General features: G+C 64.7%; 17 protein-coding genes and 1 pseudogene. 10 read left to right on the forward strand and 8 right to left on the reverse strand.

The window, feature by feature from the left end; genetic code table 11:
- Nucleotides 1-139: 139 nt before the first annotated feature.
- The 7 genes and pseudogenes from AC1DW2_RS32535 to AC1DW2_RS32565 all read left to right on the forward strand — a co-directional run.
- Nucleotides 140-1,765, forward strand: a pseudogene (locus AC1DW2_RS32535) (ATP-dependent helicase); the annotation flags it as partial.
- A gap of 8 nt (nt 1,766-1,773) precedes the next feature.
- Entirely contained in the window at nt 1,774-2,058 is a 285-nt protein-coding gene (locus tag AC1DW2_RS32540; protein WP_477007998.1) for a type II toxin-antitoxin system HicB family antitoxin, read from the forward strand.
- 88 nt (nt 2,059-2,146) lie between these two features.
- Nucleotides 2,147-2,563, forward strand: coding sequence for a hypothetical protein (locus AC1DW2_RS32545; protein WP_063921531.1), 417 nt, complete (start codon nt 2,147-2,149; stop codon nt 2,561-2,563).
- Entirely contained in the window at nt 2,563-3,225 is a 663-nt protein-coding gene (locus tag AC1DW2_RS32550; RefSeq protein WP_166101803.1) for an OmpA family protein, read from the forward strand. Before AC1DW2_RS32545 ends, AC1DW2_RS32550 begins: the two co-directional genes overlap by 1 nt.
- Before the next feature lie 151 nt (nt 3,226-3,376).
- Complete coding sequence (locus AC1DW2_RS32555; RefSeq protein WP_166101806.1) at nt 3,377-3,913, forward strand: Mpo1 family 2-hydroxy fatty acid dioxygenase; 537 nt, start codon at nt 3,377-3,379, stop codon at nt 3,911-3,913.
- Between the two features lie 29 nt (nt 3,914-3,942).
- The gene (locus tag AC1DW2_RS32560) at nt 3,943-4,974 is read left to right on the forward strand and encodes an NAD-dependent epimerase/dehydratase family protein (RefSeq protein ID WP_071910445.1); all 1,032 of its coding nucleotides are present in this window, start codon (nt 3,943-3,945) and stop codon (nt 4,972-4,974) included.
- A 28-nt stretch (nt 4,975-5,002) separates the two neighbouring features.
- The gene (locus AC1DW2_RS32565; protein ID WP_063981571.1) at nt 5,003-5,629 is read left to right on the forward strand and encodes a methyltransferase family protein; all 627 of its coding nucleotides are present in this window, start codon (nt 5,003-5,005) and stop codon (nt 5,627-5,629) included.
- Between the two features lie 1,137 nt (nt 5,630-6,766).
- On the opposite strand, the gene AC1DW2_RS32570 is transcribed toward AC1DW2_RS32565, so the two are convergent.
- From AC1DW2_RS32570 to AC1DW2_RS32580, 3 genes are all read right to left on the reverse strand, one after another.
- The gene (locus AC1DW2_RS32570; protein WP_166101810.1) at nt 6,767-6,973 is read right to left on the reverse strand and encodes a DUF2934 domain-containing protein; all 207 of its coding nucleotides are present in this window, start codon (nt 6,971-6,973) and stop codon (nt 6,767-6,769) included.
- Between the two features lie 293 nt (nt 6,974-7,266).
- Nucleotides 7,267-7,473, reverse strand: a complete 207-nt coding sequence (locus tag AC1DW2_RS32575) for a hypothetical protein (RefSeq protein WP_028147657.1) — start codon at nt 7,471-7,473, stop codon at nt 7,267-7,269.
- 324 nt (nt 7,474-7,797) lie between these two features.
- Nucleotides 7,798-8,361 carry a hypothetical protein gene (locus AC1DW2_RS32580; protein WP_477007999.1) on the reverse strand — a complete coding sequence of 188 codons (564 nt, stop codon included), beginning with the start codon at nt 8,359-8,361 and terminating at the stop codon, nt 7,798-7,800.
- A 349-nt stretch (nt 8,362-8,710) separates the two neighbouring features.
- Here AC1DW2_RS32580 and AC1DW2_RS32585 point away from each other — a divergent pair, with 349 nt between their 5' ends.
- The gene (locus tag AC1DW2_RS32585) at nt 8,711-10,015 is read left to right on the forward strand and encodes a PQQ-dependent sugar dehydrogenase (protein WP_477008000.1); all 1,305 of its coding nucleotides are present in this window, start codon (nt 8,711-8,713) and stop codon (nt 10,013-10,015) included.
- A gap of 3 nt (nt 10,016-10,018) precedes the next feature.
- On the opposite strand, the gene AC1DW2_RS32590 is transcribed toward AC1DW2_RS32585, so the two are convergent.
- Nucleotides 10,019-10,843 (reverse strand): aspartate dehydrogenase, encoded by an 825-nt coding sequence (locus tag AC1DW2_RS32590; RefSeq protein ID WP_477008001.1) that lies wholly within the window; start codon nt 10,841-10,843, stop codon nt 10,019-10,021.
- A 38-nt stretch (nt 10,844-10,881) separates the two neighbouring features.
- Entirely contained in the window at nt 10,882-11,799 is a 918-nt protein-coding gene (locus AC1DW2_RS32595) for a LysR family transcriptional regulator (protein WP_477008002.1), read from the reverse strand.
- 158 nt (nt 11,800-11,957) lie between these two features.
- Between AC1DW2_RS32595 and AC1DW2_RS32600 the strand changes: the two genes are divergently transcribed.
- Nucleotides 11,958-13,256 carry an MFS transporter gene (locus AC1DW2_RS32600; RefSeq protein WP_477008003.1) on the forward strand — a complete coding sequence of 433 codons (1,299 nt, stop codon included), beginning with the start codon at nt 11,958-11,960 and terminating at the stop codon, nt 13,254-13,256.
- Between the two features lie 21 nt (nt 13,257-13,277).
- A complete protein-coding gene (locus tag AC1DW2_RS32605) occupies nt 13,278-14,351 on the forward strand; it encodes a tartrate dehydrogenase (protein WP_477008004.1) in 1,074 nt (357 codons plus the stop codon).
- Between the two features lie 55 nt (nt 14,352-14,406).
- On the opposite strand, the gene AC1DW2_RS32610 is transcribed toward AC1DW2_RS32605, so the two are convergent.
- From AC1DW2_RS32610 to AC1DW2_RS32620, 3 genes are all read right to left on the reverse strand, one after another.
- Nucleotides 14,407-15,354, reverse strand: a complete 948-nt coding sequence (locus tag AC1DW2_RS32610; protein ID WP_477008005.1) for a LysM peptidoglycan-binding domain-containing protein — start codon at nt 15,352-15,354, stop codon at nt 14,407-14,409.
- A 142-nt stretch (nt 15,355-15,496) separates the two neighbouring features.
- A complete protein-coding gene (locus tag AC1DW2_RS32615; RefSeq protein ID WP_477008006.1) occupies nt 15,497-15,823 on the reverse strand; it encodes a hypothetical protein in 327 nt (108 codons plus the stop codon).
- Between the two features lie 117 nt (nt 15,824-15,940).
- Nucleotides 15,941-16,195 carry a hypothetical protein gene (locus AC1DW2_RS32620; protein WP_477008007.1) on the reverse strand — a complete coding sequence of 85 codons (255 nt, stop codon included), beginning with the start codon at nt 16,193-16,195 and terminating at the stop codon, nt 15,941-15,943.
- Nucleotides 16,196-16,227 lie beyond the last annotated feature (32 nt).

Below are 16,227 nucleotides of genomic sequence, written 5' to 3' on the forward strand. Positions count from 1 at the left end.
CCCCCCCCCCCCCCCCCCCCCCCCCCCCCCCCCCCCCCCCCCCCCCCCCCCCCCCCCCCCCCCCTCTCCGAGCACCGCGCTCGTGGAGACTCCCCCTCATCCCGACCTTCTCCCCGCAAGCGGGGAGAAGGAGCAGAAACGCCACGTCAAAAACATCTGCTGCGTCGGCGACGACGACCAGTCGATCTATGGCTGGCGCGGCGCTGAGGTCGACAACATCCTGCGCTTCGACCACGATTTCCCCGGCGCCAAGGTCATTCGCCTCGAGCGCAATTACCGCTCGACCGGCCACATCCTCGCCGCCGCCTCGCACCTGATCGCGCACAACGAAGGCCGGCTCGGCAAGACACTGCGCACCGAGGACCATGACGGCGAGAAGGTCACCGTCACCGGCTCGTGGGATTCGGAAGAGGAAGCCCGCGGCATCGGCGAGGAGATCGAGCAGATCCAGCGCCAGGGCGACAAGCTCAACGAGATCGCGATCCTGGTGCGCGCCTCCTACCAGATGCGCGAATTCGAAGACCGTTTCGTCACGCTCGGCCTGCCCTACCGCGTGATCGGCGGCCCGCGCTTCTACGAGCGCGCCGAAATCCGCGACGCGCTGGCTTATCTGCGCGTCATCAATTCGCCGGCCGACGATCTCGCCTTCGAGCGCATCGTCAATGTGCCCAAGCGCGGCCTCGGCGACGCCACCGTGCAGATGCTGCACGACCACGCCCGCAAGCGCCGCATCCCGCTGTTCGAGGCGGCGCGCGCGGTGGTCGAGACCGACGAGCTGAAGCCGAAGGCGCGCGGAAGCTTGCGCGACGTCGTCGCGCAGTTCGACCGCTGGCGTGCCCAGCGCGAGGTCACCGCGCACACCGATCTCGCCCAGATCGTGCTCGACGAGAGCGGCTATACCGAGATGTGGCAGAAGGACCGCTCGGCGGATGCCGCGGGCCGGCTGGAGAACCTGAAGGAGCTGGTGCGCTCGATGGAGGAGTTCGAGAACCTGCAAGGGTTTTTGGAGCACATCTCGCTGGTGATGGACCGCGACGGCGGCGCCGAGGAAGACGCGGTGTCGCTGATGACGCTGCATTCGGCCAAGGGCCTCGAATTCGACAACGTGTTCCTGCCCGGCTGGGAGGAAGGCCTGTTCCCGAGCCAGCGCACGCTGGACGAACAGGGCCGTGCCGGCCTCGAGGAAGAGCGCCGGCTCGGCCATGTCGGCCTGACCCGCGCGAGGCGCCGCGCAAAGATCTATTTTGCGACCAACCGCCGGATCCATGGCACCTGGTCGACCACGATCCCGTCGCGCTTCCTCGACGAATTGCCGTCCGCCAATGTCGAGATCACGGAATCCAAGGGCGGCTCGGCCTGGGGCGGCACCGGCGGCTACGGCGCCTCGCGTTTCGACGACATGGAGGCGTTCGGCTCAACCTATTCGACCCCGGGCTGGCAGCGCGCCCAGGCCAACCGGAACCGGGGCGGCGGCCGCAGTGGCGGCGGCCAAGGCGGCTTCGAGGAACAGGCCTCGTCGTTCTCCTCCTCATCCGGCCCGGATTTCGGCAGCTTCTCCTCACGCCGCCGCGGGCCGATGACGATCGAGGGCGAGCTGGTCGCCAAATCCACCGGCACGACCTCGGAATTTTCCCTCTCCGACCGCGTCTTCCACCAGAAATTCGGCTACGGCCGCGTCACCAAGATCGATGGCAACAAGCTCACCATCGCCTTCGACAAGGCTGGCGAGAAGAAGGTCGTGGACAGCTTCGTGCAGCGGGCGTGAGGCCTGATATGCCTCGGTACGTCGCCATCATCGAGGCCACAGACCCCGACACCGTCAGCTTGTGGTTTCCCGACCTGCCGGGCTGCATTTCCGGCGGCGACGACGTCGACGAGGCCCTGGAGAGTGCGCCCGAGGCGCTCGCATTTTATGCGCAGGAGCTGAGCTCGGACGGCCGCCAGCTTCCCCCGCCAAGGACATTGGACGAGCTCAAGGCCGATCCTGATGTGGCCGACGACCTCAGGAAACACACGGTCGCCCTGATCGAATGGCCGCCCCTCCCTGAGGCCGAGTGAGGACTGTTCGCCGCACTGGCCGGACGTTCGACAGTTCTCGCCCGAACGCCCCTTGACCACCGCGAACTTCCCCGTATCAGATGCGCCCATGGTTCGGGGCTCCATCACACTGATCTTGCTGGCATTGGGGATGCCGTCGCTAGCGGCGGCGGAGACCATGAGCTTTGGCGATTCGATCGGGCTCCTGGCCAAGAGTTGCGGTGCGGAAATCGTCGCCAATTGCCGCGGCGTCAACCCGGACTCGACCCGGCTGAAGGAGTGCCTGTCCCGGAACCGCGACGTGCTCTCCCAGCAATGCCAGAGCGACTATCTCGGCGCCTTCGATGCCATCCAGAAGCGCGTCGCCGCGCGCGTCACGGTGGCGAACGCCTGCCAGCGCGAGATCGTCAAGGTCTGCGGCGGCTCGACCAAGGAGACCAGCAAGTCGATCCCCTGTCTGGTCTCGACGCCCAAGGGCATCAGCAACAACTGCCTGAAGGCCGTCGACGACGCGGGGTATCGGTGATGCGCGCGAACGGAATCGCCATCACGCTGGTCGTGGTCCTGGCCCTGCTCGCGGGCGCAGCAAGCGCGCAGACGGCGGCGCCGACCCGTGACGACATCGTCGGCAAGCTGAACCATTTCGAACAGGCCGCCGAGGTCGACCTTCCCGCGCTGAAGCAGCAGGTGATGGAGCGCGCCAAGGCCAGGATCAAGAACGATCCGGGTCCAGTGAACCGCCCGCTGATCGCGCCTGACCTCGCCAACCTGCCCGCCTTCAACGCGCAGATCCAGTTCGACGCCGACACGCCGATCATCCAGCCCGCGTCCTACCAGACCGTCGGCCGCATCGCGGACGCGCTGGTTAACTCCTCGCTGCTGCCGTACACGTTCCTGATCGTCGGCCATGTCGAATCCAATGTGAAGACGCGCGAGGCCAATGCGATCCTGAGCCAGCGACGCGCCGATGCGATCCGCGACGTCCTGGTGAACACCTTCAAGATCTCGACCAAGCGGCTGCATCCGATCGGCCTTGGCGAGGAGCAGTTTCTCGACCGGGCCAAGCCGACCTCGACGGTCAACGGTCAGTTGCAAATCCTGACCTATGCCAAGGTGCCGGAGGAGGCGCCTGCGCATCCAGCTGCGGCGCCCGGGCCTGCGGCGAAAAAGCCCGCCAAGAAGCGCTGAGCGAGATCGCTTCCCCTGACGGAACTCTTTGAAGTTCCGACCGTTTTGCGGCCTGTCGAAAGCGCAACAGCCATGCTTTGCGCGACACGCGAGCCGGTTTGTGCACTGCCCTATCAGGTGCTATAGCCAGTTCTCGCCCTTCCCCGACCCCATGCTGCACGAGACCGAGATGGCTGGTTATTTTCAACGCCAACTGGCCGATTACGTCGAATATCATCGCGATCCCTGGAACTGCGCGATGCACGTGGTCGGAATCCTCCTGCTCTTCACCGGCGCCGTGCTGCCGCTCACCCTCGTGCGTTTTCCCATCTTCGGGATCGAGGTGAGCCTGGCCGTGGTTGCGGCCCTGCCGGTGCTGGTTTACTGGCTGATGCTGGACGCCGGGATTGGACTCGGCATCCTTGCCGCGATGACCGTGCTGCTTTCGGTCGCAACCGCAATCGGCAATCAGGCCTCGATCGTCATGATGTGGTCGATTTTTGCGGTGCTGATCGGATTTGGCGTCGCGGCGCAGATCGTGGGCCACAGGGTTTTCGAGGAACGGCAGCCGTCGATGGTCGACCACCCCGCGCATTTCCTGCTTGGACCGATGTTTGTCATGGCGAAATTATTCATTGCATTGGGCTTCCGTCGCGACCTTGCCGCGATTTTGGCGCCTCTTCCGACCAATTCCCTTTCAACCCGATAGCTCTAGAAGCGAAACAGCAAACCTTCTGCATGGCTCTCGTACTGGTTACCGGTGGCAGCGGCTTCATCGGACATCATCTTGTAGAAGCGCTCCGCGCCCGTGGGCAGCGGGTACGCGTTCTCGATGTCCGTGCGCCGGCCGCAGCGAACGCGGACGTTGAACACATCCACGGCTCGGTGCTGGACGGTACCGCGGTCGAGGCCGCGATCGCCGGTGTCGATCAGGTCTATCACCTCGCCGGCCTGCCCGGCATGTGGGTCGCCAACAAGCAGGACTTCCACGACGTCAATTGCCGCGGCACCGAAATCGTGCTTGCCGCGGCGATGAAGCGCGGCGTGTCGCGCTTCCTGCACTGTTCGACGGAATCGATCCTATTCCCCTATTCCGACCTCAACGGCGTTGCCGCCGAAGAGGCGCTGCAGCCGGCCGATGCGATGCCCGGCGCCTATACGCGGTCGAAGTCGCTCGCCGAGCACCACGCCGCGAAGGCGGCGGCCGCGGGCTTTCCGCTCGTGATCGGCACGCCGACCATGCCGATCGGCGCCGCCGACCACAACCTGACGCCGCCGACCGCAATGCTGTGGTACTTCCTCCAGAAGAAGGTGCAGCCGCATCTCAACTTCCTGGTCAATCTCGTCGATGTCCGCGACGTCGCGATGGGCCTTGTGCTGACCATGGAGCGCGGCCGCATCGGCCAGCGCTACATCCTCGGCGGCGACTGCGTCCCGCTCGGCAACATCCTGCGGATGATGTCGGCGATGAGCGGCCGCCGGCAGTTCCCGGTCGTCGTGCCCGGCAAGATCGCCGAGCTCTCCGCGATCATGCTCGAATCCATCTCCGATCGCATCACGCGCCGGCCGCCCAACGGCACCGCCGAGGGCGTGCGCATCGCGCTTGCCGCGAGCGACCTCTCGATCGGCAAGGCGCGCACCGAGCTCGGCTACGCGCCGCGCCCGATCGAACCGGTCTTGCGCGAAACCATCACCCATCTGCTCGCCCGCAACGGCCAGCGGCCCTCCGGCGCCATCGAGCATCACGCGCTTTCCTCGCGCGCGAGCTAAGGCCTCCGCCCAAACGCAAAGAACCTTCATGTCCTTCGATTTCAGCAAGCTTCTCTCCGTGGCCTGGGGTGGCTGGACCACGACCTGGCCGACCGAACTCCTGGCCTTGATCTGGCTCGCCTTTCTCGCCAGCTGGGTCGGCGCCTCGTTCTGGCAGGGCCGCACCCAGAAGCAGGTCATGACGCTGGAGTCGCAGCGCTATCGCCTGCCGATCCTGGTCGGCGGAATCCTGTACACGCCGTGGGTTGCACAGGTCCTGGGCTGGAAGCCGCTCTGGGTGCTCGGCAACACCGGCATCTACATCGCCGCGGTCCTCTCGGCCGCCGGCATCGCCTTCGCCTGGTGGGGCCGGCTGCATCTCGGAAAATTCTGGTCCAACACCATCACCCACAAGGAAGACCACCGCGTTATCGACACTGGCCCCTACGGCATCGTGCGTCACCCGATCTACACGGGACTGATTGCAGGCATGCTCGTCACCGGCATCGCGATCGGCCTCGTAACGACGATCCTCGGCGCCATCCTGATCTCGCTCGGCATGTGGCAGAAGGGCCGGATGGAAGAGGTGTTTCTGTCCAAGGAGCTCGGCGAAGACGCCTACGGCGCCTATTGCCGCCGCGTGCCGATGATCATTCCGTTCCTATCGCCGCGGTGAGCGTCCTGAAGGCGCGGTCGCTGCGTTCCGCTTTCTCTGCACGACGTTACTGCTAGTGTCGGACTTGCGCTCGATCCAAGTTTTACCATCAGTCGCTTGCTTGTCAGCCAAGCAAGCGACGATACGAAATATCTCGCAGGACGAGAGCGGGTCTGCGAGGGCATGCGCCTAGCCCTAGCCGTGGTGCCAGAGGAGTGAAGTCCGTAAACTGACAACGCTACGGAGAAGCCTATTATGCAGTTGTCAAAGGTCGCCGCGTTGGCGCTCATCGCTAGCTTGTCCAAGCCTACTGTCTGTATCTCGGGCGGCGGCCGTTTCTGAATGCTCAATCTCAGGCACACTAGCGGATTGGGGCGAGAACTCGACGGCCGACATTGACCTCACGTCCGGAGGAAGTTGCCAATTTCCAATCAAGATACGCGGCACGGTGAGTGGCTCGGACATCTGTCAAAAGCCGTCACACGGCAAGCTGAAAAGGGTCAACCTGTCTACGTTCGAATACAAGGCGAAGGCCAAATATAAGGGTAGCGATACCTTTGCCATCAAAGCGACGGGTCAGGGACCGACAGCTTCTGGCACGTCGGCAATCACTGTGCACGCGACGATCAAATAGCGTTCCTCGCTCGATTGCATGGTGAACGCGGAAGCAACAGCCGCCCGATGTCTCGCGCCAATGGCACCACAATGAAAAGGGACCATCGGAGTAACCGATGGTCCCAAAAGCCTCAAAGGCTCTTCGCTGGCAAAGGCCTTGCCGTGTCTTGCCAAGTTGGGCTGCGAGCAGACTTGGCGGGCTGCTTGCAGGGTTGATGCTCGCTCTACGCTGGCCTTCTGGACCCTGGCCTCTTTGACGCTGGCCTTATGGACGCTGGTCCCGTCGGACACTGGTTGCCATTGGCTCTGGTCACGTCGGCGCTCGTCGCTCTCGGCGCTGGATGGTGCGAGAAACCGACTCGATCAACCAATGCCAATTGAACTGCCGACCCGACGAATAGTCTAGGTGTTGTTGTCTGTTCCTCTCGAAGAAATTTGGGTTAGCGAGGCTGCCAATTCCCGCATCGTTGGATGTCATTTCTAACGACGACCGGCAGCCCGCCGACCGAATTGCGAATGGCGCACGTCCTCGCGCTGGACCCGTTAGCGCGAGTTTTGCTTTTTCGGGGATCGCACCCTTCTGGCGGGTTTTGTCACTACGATGTCAGCCACAGCAGGGCTTGCAACTGACGTCTCGAGAATTTCGTATTGAGCATGCATCCAATGGACTTCCGCCTTTCCGTCGGGTTGCCCATCGGCGACCCAGAGGTGGTAGGCGCGCTCGCGAATTGCCTCTTCCAGATTTGGCATGGGATTTTCCTTGCGAATGATCCGCCCAGCCCGGCCAAAAGACTTGCTCCAGTAGGGTTAATGAAATCTTAACGGGGCAGCGGAAGCCATGAGTCGTGCGGGTGCGGCCCAAGGGCGGTCGGCGCTCATTGCGAGAAATCTCGGCGGCCTTCGCGGACGCAGGTCGCAACGAACGGTAATCCGCATGCGGCGACCGGCATCAAACTCATGCTTACCGAGGGTCGACGAGGCCGTGCACGGGCCGCCTCTTTTGGGGGCTCGGGGCGCGATTGACACCAGCACAGCGAAACTAGTCAGTCGATTGGCGCGAGCCGTTCGTTCCACCGCGCCGCAAGGTTTTTGATCTGCTCGAAATGCAGGATCGCCGGTTCACCCTCGCGGACGATTGTCGTCCGCTTGCGTTCCTTGGGTGGCAACGTCATCGCGCGCGATACTGCCGCGCGCAGTTTCATCGAGCCGTGATCTGTCAGGGTGACGAGTTCTTCCGGGTCAAGGGCCATGGGTCCACGCCTACGCTACCGGCTGGCCCGCAAGCCAGCACACGCGCCCCGAATGCCCAATTCTCCAGATAGCCCAACATGGTTAATGGTTCGTTATCGTTTGGCTCTGTCATTGGAATTGGCGCGCGCGGGTAACGCGGGGTGTTGTCCCGTAAGTAAAATGAGCCTCTCAGGCTGCACCGGCCCTATTTGGGTCGAACCCCATCCCGCCCGATTTCAAATGCTGAAGGCGGTGGCTACCGCCAGGCTCACAGCAGGGTGAGTTCGCCCGCTCCGCGCCTGCCCGCGCGGTAGCACCCAGTGAGCCATTGCAGTCGCAATTGATCAGGCTACCGCTGCCAACCTGCCATCGTCATGCGGATTTGCGCAAAGCAGACGCTTGCGAATGGCCTCTTCGACGAGCGCGAGCGCTTCCTTGGCTTGTCGCGCTTCGGCTTCCGCAACTTCGGCGCGAAGCTCTACGGCCGTCAACTTATCCTTCTGAGCTTCAATGCAGCACTGGGCTTGCTCCAGCGCTCGGCAAGCATCTTGCAGCTTACGTTGGGTGGTTACGGTGAGTTCACGCTGTGCCCGCTCGGCGGCCTCCGCTCGCCCTTCGGCCAGCCGCAATCTTTCTATGGCGCTCGTGCAAAATGATTGGGCACGCGCTTCGGTCTCGCGGGCGTGCTTCTCCATATCGCGGAAGACATCGGCCGCTTGATATACCAGATCGAGAGCTGTTGCTCCCTTGTCTGGTGCCAGCGGTGAGGGAAAGCTCAGGACGCCCTCATCCCCTCCAACTGGAGCTCTGGAACCACGCTGCGCCATGCAGATCAAGCTCGTCGCGAACACACATACACGGGCAGTATCATGAATAACTGTGATTAACGGATCGTTAAACCGTTGCATGCCTGGAGATGTCGTGACGGCGCGCGGCGGGCAATGGCACCGAAAATCAGTCAGTTCTTTGGGCGTGCCTAGCGTAGCAGCAGAGGCTCGCGCCGGCGGCTGGACTGGCACATCGGCCGCTGACTTTCCTCTCCATGCAAATTTGGTCGGCTGCCATTCCTCGGGAATAGGCGCTGGTCGAGTTCCGTAACGGTTGACCTTTTTGCCGCTACCCAGTTGGATGCGCGCGCAAAAAGGCACAACGACATCCCATCGTGGATCTGGAGAGGTCGACGATAAGGTCTGAGCCCGCGCGGGGCTTTGGGCGATCCGTCGTTGGACTGTGCCGTACGTTCAACAGGGGATTTCCATGACCTTTTCCAGCATCTTCGCGCAGTTCGTCGCGCTGATCGGCGGTGCCGCGCTGCAATGGCGGCGGCTGTCGGGCACCGCGCCCGCGCCGGCCTGGGGCCAGGCGCCGGCGATTCCCGAAGCGAAGCCACAGGGGGCGCTGCCGACCTTGAAGATGCCGACGGCCAGGGGCTGGAGCGAGGGCCAGAAGCCGACGGTCGCCCCCGGGCTCAAGGTCAATGCATTCGCGGCCGGGCTCGACCATCCGCGCTGGATCGAGGTGCTGCCGAATGGCGACGTGCTGATCGCGGAGGCGACGCAGATTGCGGGCGCGCCGAGGTCGGTGTTTCACTATGCGATGCAGGCGACGATGCGGCGCGCCGCAGCGCTCGGCGTCAGCGCCAACCGCATCACGCTGCTGCGCGACAAGGACGGCGACGGCGTCGCCGAAGTGCGCGGCGCCTTCATGGAGAACCTCAGCCAGCCCTTCGGCATGGCGCTGGTCGGCAGCACATTCTATGTCGGCAACACCGACGGCGTGATGGCCTTCCCCTATGTCGCCAATGCCGACCGCATCACCGCGCCGGGCAAGCGGCTCACGACGTTCAAGCCGAGCGGCCACTGGACGCGCAGCCTGCTCGCAAGCTCCGACGGCAAGAAGCTCTATGCCGGCGTCGGCTCGCTGAGCAACATCGCCGAGATGGGCATGGAGGTCGAGGAAGGCCGCGCCGCGGTCTATGAGCTCGATCTCGCCGCCGGCACGCATCGCATTTTTGGTGCGGGACTGCGCAACCCGGTTGGACTCGCGTGGGAGCCCAATACGAACGTGCTCTGGACCGTCGTCAACGAGCGCGACGGGCTCGGCGACGAGACGCCGCCGGACTATCTCACCTCGGTGCGCGACGGCGGCTTCTACGGCTGGCCCTATTGCTACTGGGGCAAGACGGTCGACGATCGCGTGCCGCAGGATCCCGCGATGGTCGCCAAGGCGCTTCAACCGGACTATGCGCTCGGCGGCCACACCGCTTCGCTCGGCCTGTGCTGGATGCCCGCCGGCACGCTGCCGGGCTTTCCGGACGGCATGGTGATCGGCCAGCACGGCTCGTGGAATCGCAGCACGCTGTCCGGCTACAAACTGGTGTTCATCCCGTTCGAGAACGGCAAGCCTTCCGGCCCCGGTCGCGACATCCTGTCGGGCTTCCTGTCCCCGGACGAGAAGGAATCCTACGGCCGCCCGGTTGGCGTCGTGATCGGCCCCGACAAGAAGTCGCTGCTGATGGCCGACGACGTCGGCAACGTGATCTGGCGCGTCACGGGCGCGTAGAGGTTACGTCCCGACACAAAGCGTGGCGCGCTGCTTGCGTAGCAGCGCGATCACGGAGAGCGCCGTGATCAGGCCCGTCTTGGGATTCTCCGACGGGATGTTCTCGATCGACATCGAGAAGCGCGCCGAATCCGCCTCGACCTCGATGCGGTGAACGTTGCGCGTCACGGTCGGATCGGCCCAGATCTGCACGGAGGTGCGGTCGGGTCCGACGCCCGCGAGCGACAGCGCGACCGCGACGTTGAGATTGGCCGGAAAGCCCTTTGCGGCTTCACGCGCGGTGCCCTCGAACAGCTTGAGCGGCTCGCGCAGATTGTCGATATCGATGTTGTTTTCGACGATGAAGGGCGCGCCCTTCAGACCGTCGATCGGCTTGCGCGTCACCATCTTCACCGAATGAATATTGCCGATTGCGGCGGCGTTGACGGCGTCGAGCCCGATCAGCGCTCCGGTCGGCACGATGATCCGGCCGCCATTGGCGCGGGCGAGATCGACGAGATCAAAATTGTCGAGCAGTCCGCCGACGCTGACGACGACCGCGGCCCTGCCGCGTTTCACCGCGGGCTCGACGATCGCGCGCAACTGGCTGCTCGGCGCGCATTCGACCACGATGTCGGCGACTTCGCCGAGCTGCTCGATCGGCACGATTTGCGGCGGACGGCGCAGACCGTCGATAAAGGCCTGATGCTTTGCGGGACTACGCACCGCGACAGCCGACAGGGTCAAGCCCTCGATACCCTGATCGAGCGCCGACGCGATCTTGGTGCCGATCGAGCCCAGGCCTGCGATGGCAACCCGCAATTCGTTCGAAGCCTTCTGTCCTGTCATCGCATCCCACCTTCTCGCCAGGCCCATGTCATAGCCGCTCACGCCTCCCGCGCATAGCTGCGCAGGCGCGCCTCCAGCACCGCCAGCATGGCATCGCGGGCCGGATCGCGCGAACCGCGCAGCCATGCGGCGGCAAGCGGCAGCCGGCCGATGGGGCCGCTCTGCTTCGGCCGCAGCGGCACGAAGCGCACGCCTGATACCGCCATCCGCGTGGTCCAGCGCGGCACGATCGCAACACCGAGCTTCGTTGCCACCAGATGGATGATGGTCTGCTTCTCGTCGGCGACCTGCACGATGCGCGGCGTCAGCCCGGCCTGCTCGAACAGCTTGATCGTGAGGTCATGGCTGTGCGGCCGCGAGCGGCGGTCCGGCACCAGCATCGCCTCGTCAGCGATCTGCGCCAGCGAGATCGACTTGCGATCGGCCAACGCATGGCGCTGCGGAAACGCCACGATCGCGGTCTCCTGAAGCAGATCGCGGAATTCGAGCCGCTTGTCCGCGCTGTCGGGCGGGCGGACGAAGGCGAGATCCAGCGCGCCGGTCAAAATCTTCGGCAGCAGCCGGACGGTCTTGTCTTCGAGCAGCTGCACCGCGATCTCAGGATGCTTGTCGCGGAAATCGCGCAAGAGCGGCGGCAGCAATCCCGCCGCCGCGCTGTCGATGGCGCCGACCCGCAGCCGCCGCGCGGCGCCGGCACGCGAGCGGTTGCGCAGATTATTCTCGACCGCCTCGACCCGGGCGAGGATGGCGCGGGCATCGCGCAGCAGCGTCGTGCCGTCTTCCGTCAGCGACACCGCGCGCGTGGTCCGTGCGAACAGCCGCGTTCCCAGATCTTCTTCCAATAGCCTGATCTGCCGGCCGAGCGCGGAGGGCAGCATCTGGAGCTGCTGCGCCGCATGGCCGAAATGCAGCTGCTCGGCCGCCGCCACGAAGCATCGCAACTGATGCAATTCCATCCAAGGTCCTCTCGTCTCGCCAGGCGAGGATTATATCATTTTTTTGTATAAACCAGCGCCAATTGAGTATGCCTCCTTCCCCCGCCTAGGCTCGTTGCCGGCGTGGACCTCCGGGGGTCTGCCGATACAACAACAAACCGGAACTCGAGGAGGCCAGGGTGGCGAGCGAGATTCAGACGCGCGTGCTGCGCAAGATCACCTGGCGCATCGTTCCCTTCATCATGCTGCTGTACTTCGTGGCCTTTATCGACCGCGTCAATATCGGCTTCGCCTCGCTGACGATGAACAAGGACATCGGCCTGTCGCCCACCGTCTACGGCTTCGGCGCCGGCATCTTCTTCTGGGGCTATTTCCTGTTCGAGGTGCCGTCCAACATCATCCTGCACAAGGTCGGCGCGCGGATCTGGATCGCGCGGGTGATGATCACCTGGGGCCTCGTGTCGGCGGCGATGGCGTTCGTGCAAGGCGCGACCAGCTTCTACGTGCTGCGCTTCCTGCTTGGTGTCGCCGAAGCCGGCTTCTTTCCCGGCATCATCCTCTACCTCTCCTACTGGTTCCCGGCGCGCCAGCGCGCCGCGGTGACCGCGCTGTTCATGGCGGCGGCGCCGCTGTCGACCGTACTCGGATCGCCCGTCTCCGGCGCGCTGCTGGAAATGGATGGCCTGTTCGGCTTCAAGGGCTGGCAATGGCTGTTCGTGCTAGAGGCACTGCCGGCCGTGCTGCTTGGCTTCGTTGTGCTGGCATTCCTCACCGACCGCCCGGAAAAGGCAAAATGGCTCGCGGACGACGAGCGGCGATGGCTGGTCGACGTCATGAATGCGGAAACCACGAGCAAGGCCGCGACCGCGAGCCACAGCATCTGGCGCGGGCTCGCCGATCCGCGCGTGCTGGCGCTCGCGCTCATCTATTTCGGCACCTCGGCAGGCCTCTACACGCTCGGCGTCTGGGCGCCGCAGATCATCAAGCAGTTCGGCCTGTCCACGCTCCAGGTCGGCTTCCTCAATGCACTGCCGGCAACCGCCGCCGTCGTCGCCATGGTGCTGTGGGCGCGGCATTCGGACCGCACCGGCGAGCGCACCTGGCACGTCGTGCTCGCCTGCCTGCTCGCGGCCGTGGGGCTCGCCTATGCCGGCCTTGCGACCGGCGTCGTCGCTGTGCTGGTCGTGCTGACGCTGGTGAACATCGGCATCTCTTCCGCAAAACCGCCGCTGTGGAGCATGCCGACGCTGTTCCTGTCCGGCCCCGCGGCCGCGGCAGGAATCGCCACCATCAACTCGATCGGCAATCTCGGCGGCTTCGTCGGTCCGGCCATGATCGGCTGGATCAAGGACCAGACCGGCAGTTTTGTCGGCGGACTCTATTTCGTCAGCGGCCTGCTCGTTCTCTCGGCGGTCCTGACCCTGCTATTGTCGCGCGCGCAGACCGCGCCCGTCGAACCCGTCCCGCAATCCCACTGACATCTCAAACGGAGCATCTTCATGCGCACTCATTCGATCGCAGCGATTCCGGCCGACGGCATCGGCCCCGAGGTTATCTCGGCCGGCGTCCGCGTGCTGGAGGCTCTGGCAAAACGCAGCGGCGACCTCGCCTTCAACGTCAAGACGTTCGACTGGGGCTCGGACTATTACAAGAAGCACGGCGTGATGATGCCGGCCGAGGGCCTTGCCGAGCTGAAGAAGTTCGACGCGATCTATTTCGGTGCGGTCGGTGCGCCCGACGTGCCCGACCACATCACGCTGTGGGGCCTGCGCCTGCCGATCTGCCAGGGCTTTGACCAATACGCCAATGTGCGGCCGACCAAGATCCTGCCCGGCGTCGCCTCGCCGTTGCGCAATGTCGGCGTCGGTGATCTCGACTGGGTGATCGTGCGCGAGAACTCGGAAGGCGAATATGCCGGCATGGGCGGCCGTGCGCACAGGGGCCTGCCGGAAGAAGTCGGCACCGAGGTCGCGGTGTTCACCCGCGTCGGCGTCACCCGCATCATGCGCTACGCCTTCCAGCTCGCGCAGTCACGCCCGCGCAAATTCCTGACCGTCGTGACCAAGTCGAACGCGCAGCGCCATGGCATGGTGATGTGGGACGAGATCGCAGCCGAAGTTGCGGCCGAATTCCCCGACGTCACCTGGGACAAGATGCTGGTCGACGCCATGACGGTGCGCATGACGCTGCATCCGAAGAGCCTCGACACGATCGTTGCGACCAACCTCCACGCCGACATCCTCTCCGATCTTGCCGGCGCACTCGCCGGCAGCCTCGGGGTGGCGCCGACCGGCAACATCGATCCGCAGCGCCGCTTCCCCTCGATGTTCGAGCCGATCCACGGCTCGGCGTTCGACATCACCGGCAAGGGCATCGCCAACCCGGTCGCGACCTTCTGGACCGGTGCCCAGATGCTGGAGCATCTCGGCGAGAAGGACGCGGCAATACGGCTGATGTCGGCGGTCGAGCGCGTCTGCGCGGCCGGCGTGCTGACGCCCGATGTCGGCGGCAAGGCGACGACGAAGGAAGTCACGGACGCCGTGATCGACGCGATCCACGGGACGAACGTGTAATCGCTACTCGACGTCATGGCCGGGCTTGTCCCGGCCATGACGAGTTGTGGATCAACTACTTCCGCCCTTGCGGCGGAGGCGCCGGCGCCGCCATCGCGGCCACAGGCTCGGGCGGCGTCAGATGGCGCGGGACGATGATGGACTGGCCGGGGGTGAGGGTCGCGTTCTCCGCCAGCGAATTGCTCTGCGCCAGCGTCCACAGCGGCACGCGGCGGGCGGCGGCGATGCTCTCCATGGTGTCGCCCGCGCGCACCGGCACCCGCACGCCGCTGTCCCACAATTCCACCGGCGTGTTCGGCGGCACGAGATAGCGCAACGGTACCGCATCGGCCTGGCTCTGCGCGGGGATGCGTGGCAGCTGCGTCACCATCTCGATGATCTGGCGATGGATGTCGTCCGACTTCTCGATATTGATGTGCGAGACGCGGCTGTTCTCCTTGAGGTCGTAGCTCGCGTAATGGCCCCGATAGCCGGGCACGGCCACGACGTCGCCGCCGCCGAGCACGCTGTCGGAGAGGAAGATGTTGATGAAGCGCTCGACATTGAGCGGCACGTCGCCGGTCGCATGCGCGGAATCGATGGCGATGACGAGGCTGATCCGGATGTTCTCCTTGGCCGCCATCTCGGAGATCACGACCGAGCACAGTCCGCCCATGGAGTGGCCGATCAGCACGATCGGCGCCGGCGTTTCCTTGTAGCTGGAGATGACACGATCGCCGATCCATCGGCAGATGGTGAATTCATAGACGTCGGCCGAGAAGCCGGCCTTCGTCAGCTTTTCGCTGAGCCGGTCCATGCCGGTCGAGAAGATCGGCCCCATGGCGCCGCGGAACAGGTAGATCTTTGGCGGCGGCAGCGGCTCGACCGGCGGAGCGGGAGGCGGCGGCGCAGCGGTCGCGACCGCGGAGCGCTTCGGCTTCGCAGGTGAGGCAGCGGCCGTGCCGGTGCCTAGGGCGAGCAGCGCAACCGCTGCCAGCACGACTAGCCGCCTCAAATCGATCATCAGTCCAGCAGTCCCACCATGGGAGGCAAAGGCCTCCTCCGCGGGCTTAGTGACCACCGATTGGGTGGATTTTGGGGCACGGAACCGGGCCCGTGACGCCCGTCGGTCGCGGTTCTCATTCTGCCCCGTTGCATCCCCGGCATCAATTGAAGGGAACCCATGGCTGGGCTTCGCAGGCGTCGAGGATCACCGAGCTCTGGATTCCCTTGTAGGCGTCATCGTCGAAAAAGACCGAATAGGCCGGGTGTCTGTCAGACGGACCACCGCGCTGCCTCAGGCAGACGAAATACGACGCCGGCCCGTGGTCGGTAGGACGGACGGCGGATGTCTCGAGTCCCCCGATCAGCTTGACTTCGGCGGCTGCCTTCCTGACGCCCTCCTGCACCGCCTTGGCACCAGGCGGACGCGGAGGATGATAGACAGGAGGCAAATTCCCGCTCGACGCGCATCCCGCCAGCAGCAGCGTCAAGATGGCGGACAAGGCCGCCAGAGATCTGCGGCGGTCGAAGACGGACCTTCGCTGGCCGCACGCCAACTCATATCGTGAATGCATCGCTTGTCCCCGGTGCCGCGCTCGCTGCGCGCCTCATCCCTGGGTCAGGACGAGATAGAGGCAGCCGGCGACCGTGGGCAGGAACGCGACCAGGGCCGTCATCCAGAAGCCGGGCTCGAGCATCGAGCCCTGGTCATCCCTCTCATCGACTGCACGCCGATCTGCGTTCGTCCGGCTCCACGCCTCATCGGCCGTGAACAGGGGAACGCTCCTCGCGCGCGCATCGTCGCGCGCTGCGCTTTGGCGCAAGGCGCGTTGGGAAGAGCGAGTTATTCCGGATGTCAGCATGTCATTGACTCTGATCGGCTACCAATATGTCG

It is taken from the genome of Bradyrhizobium sp. P3_C3 (genome assembly GCF_056402655.1).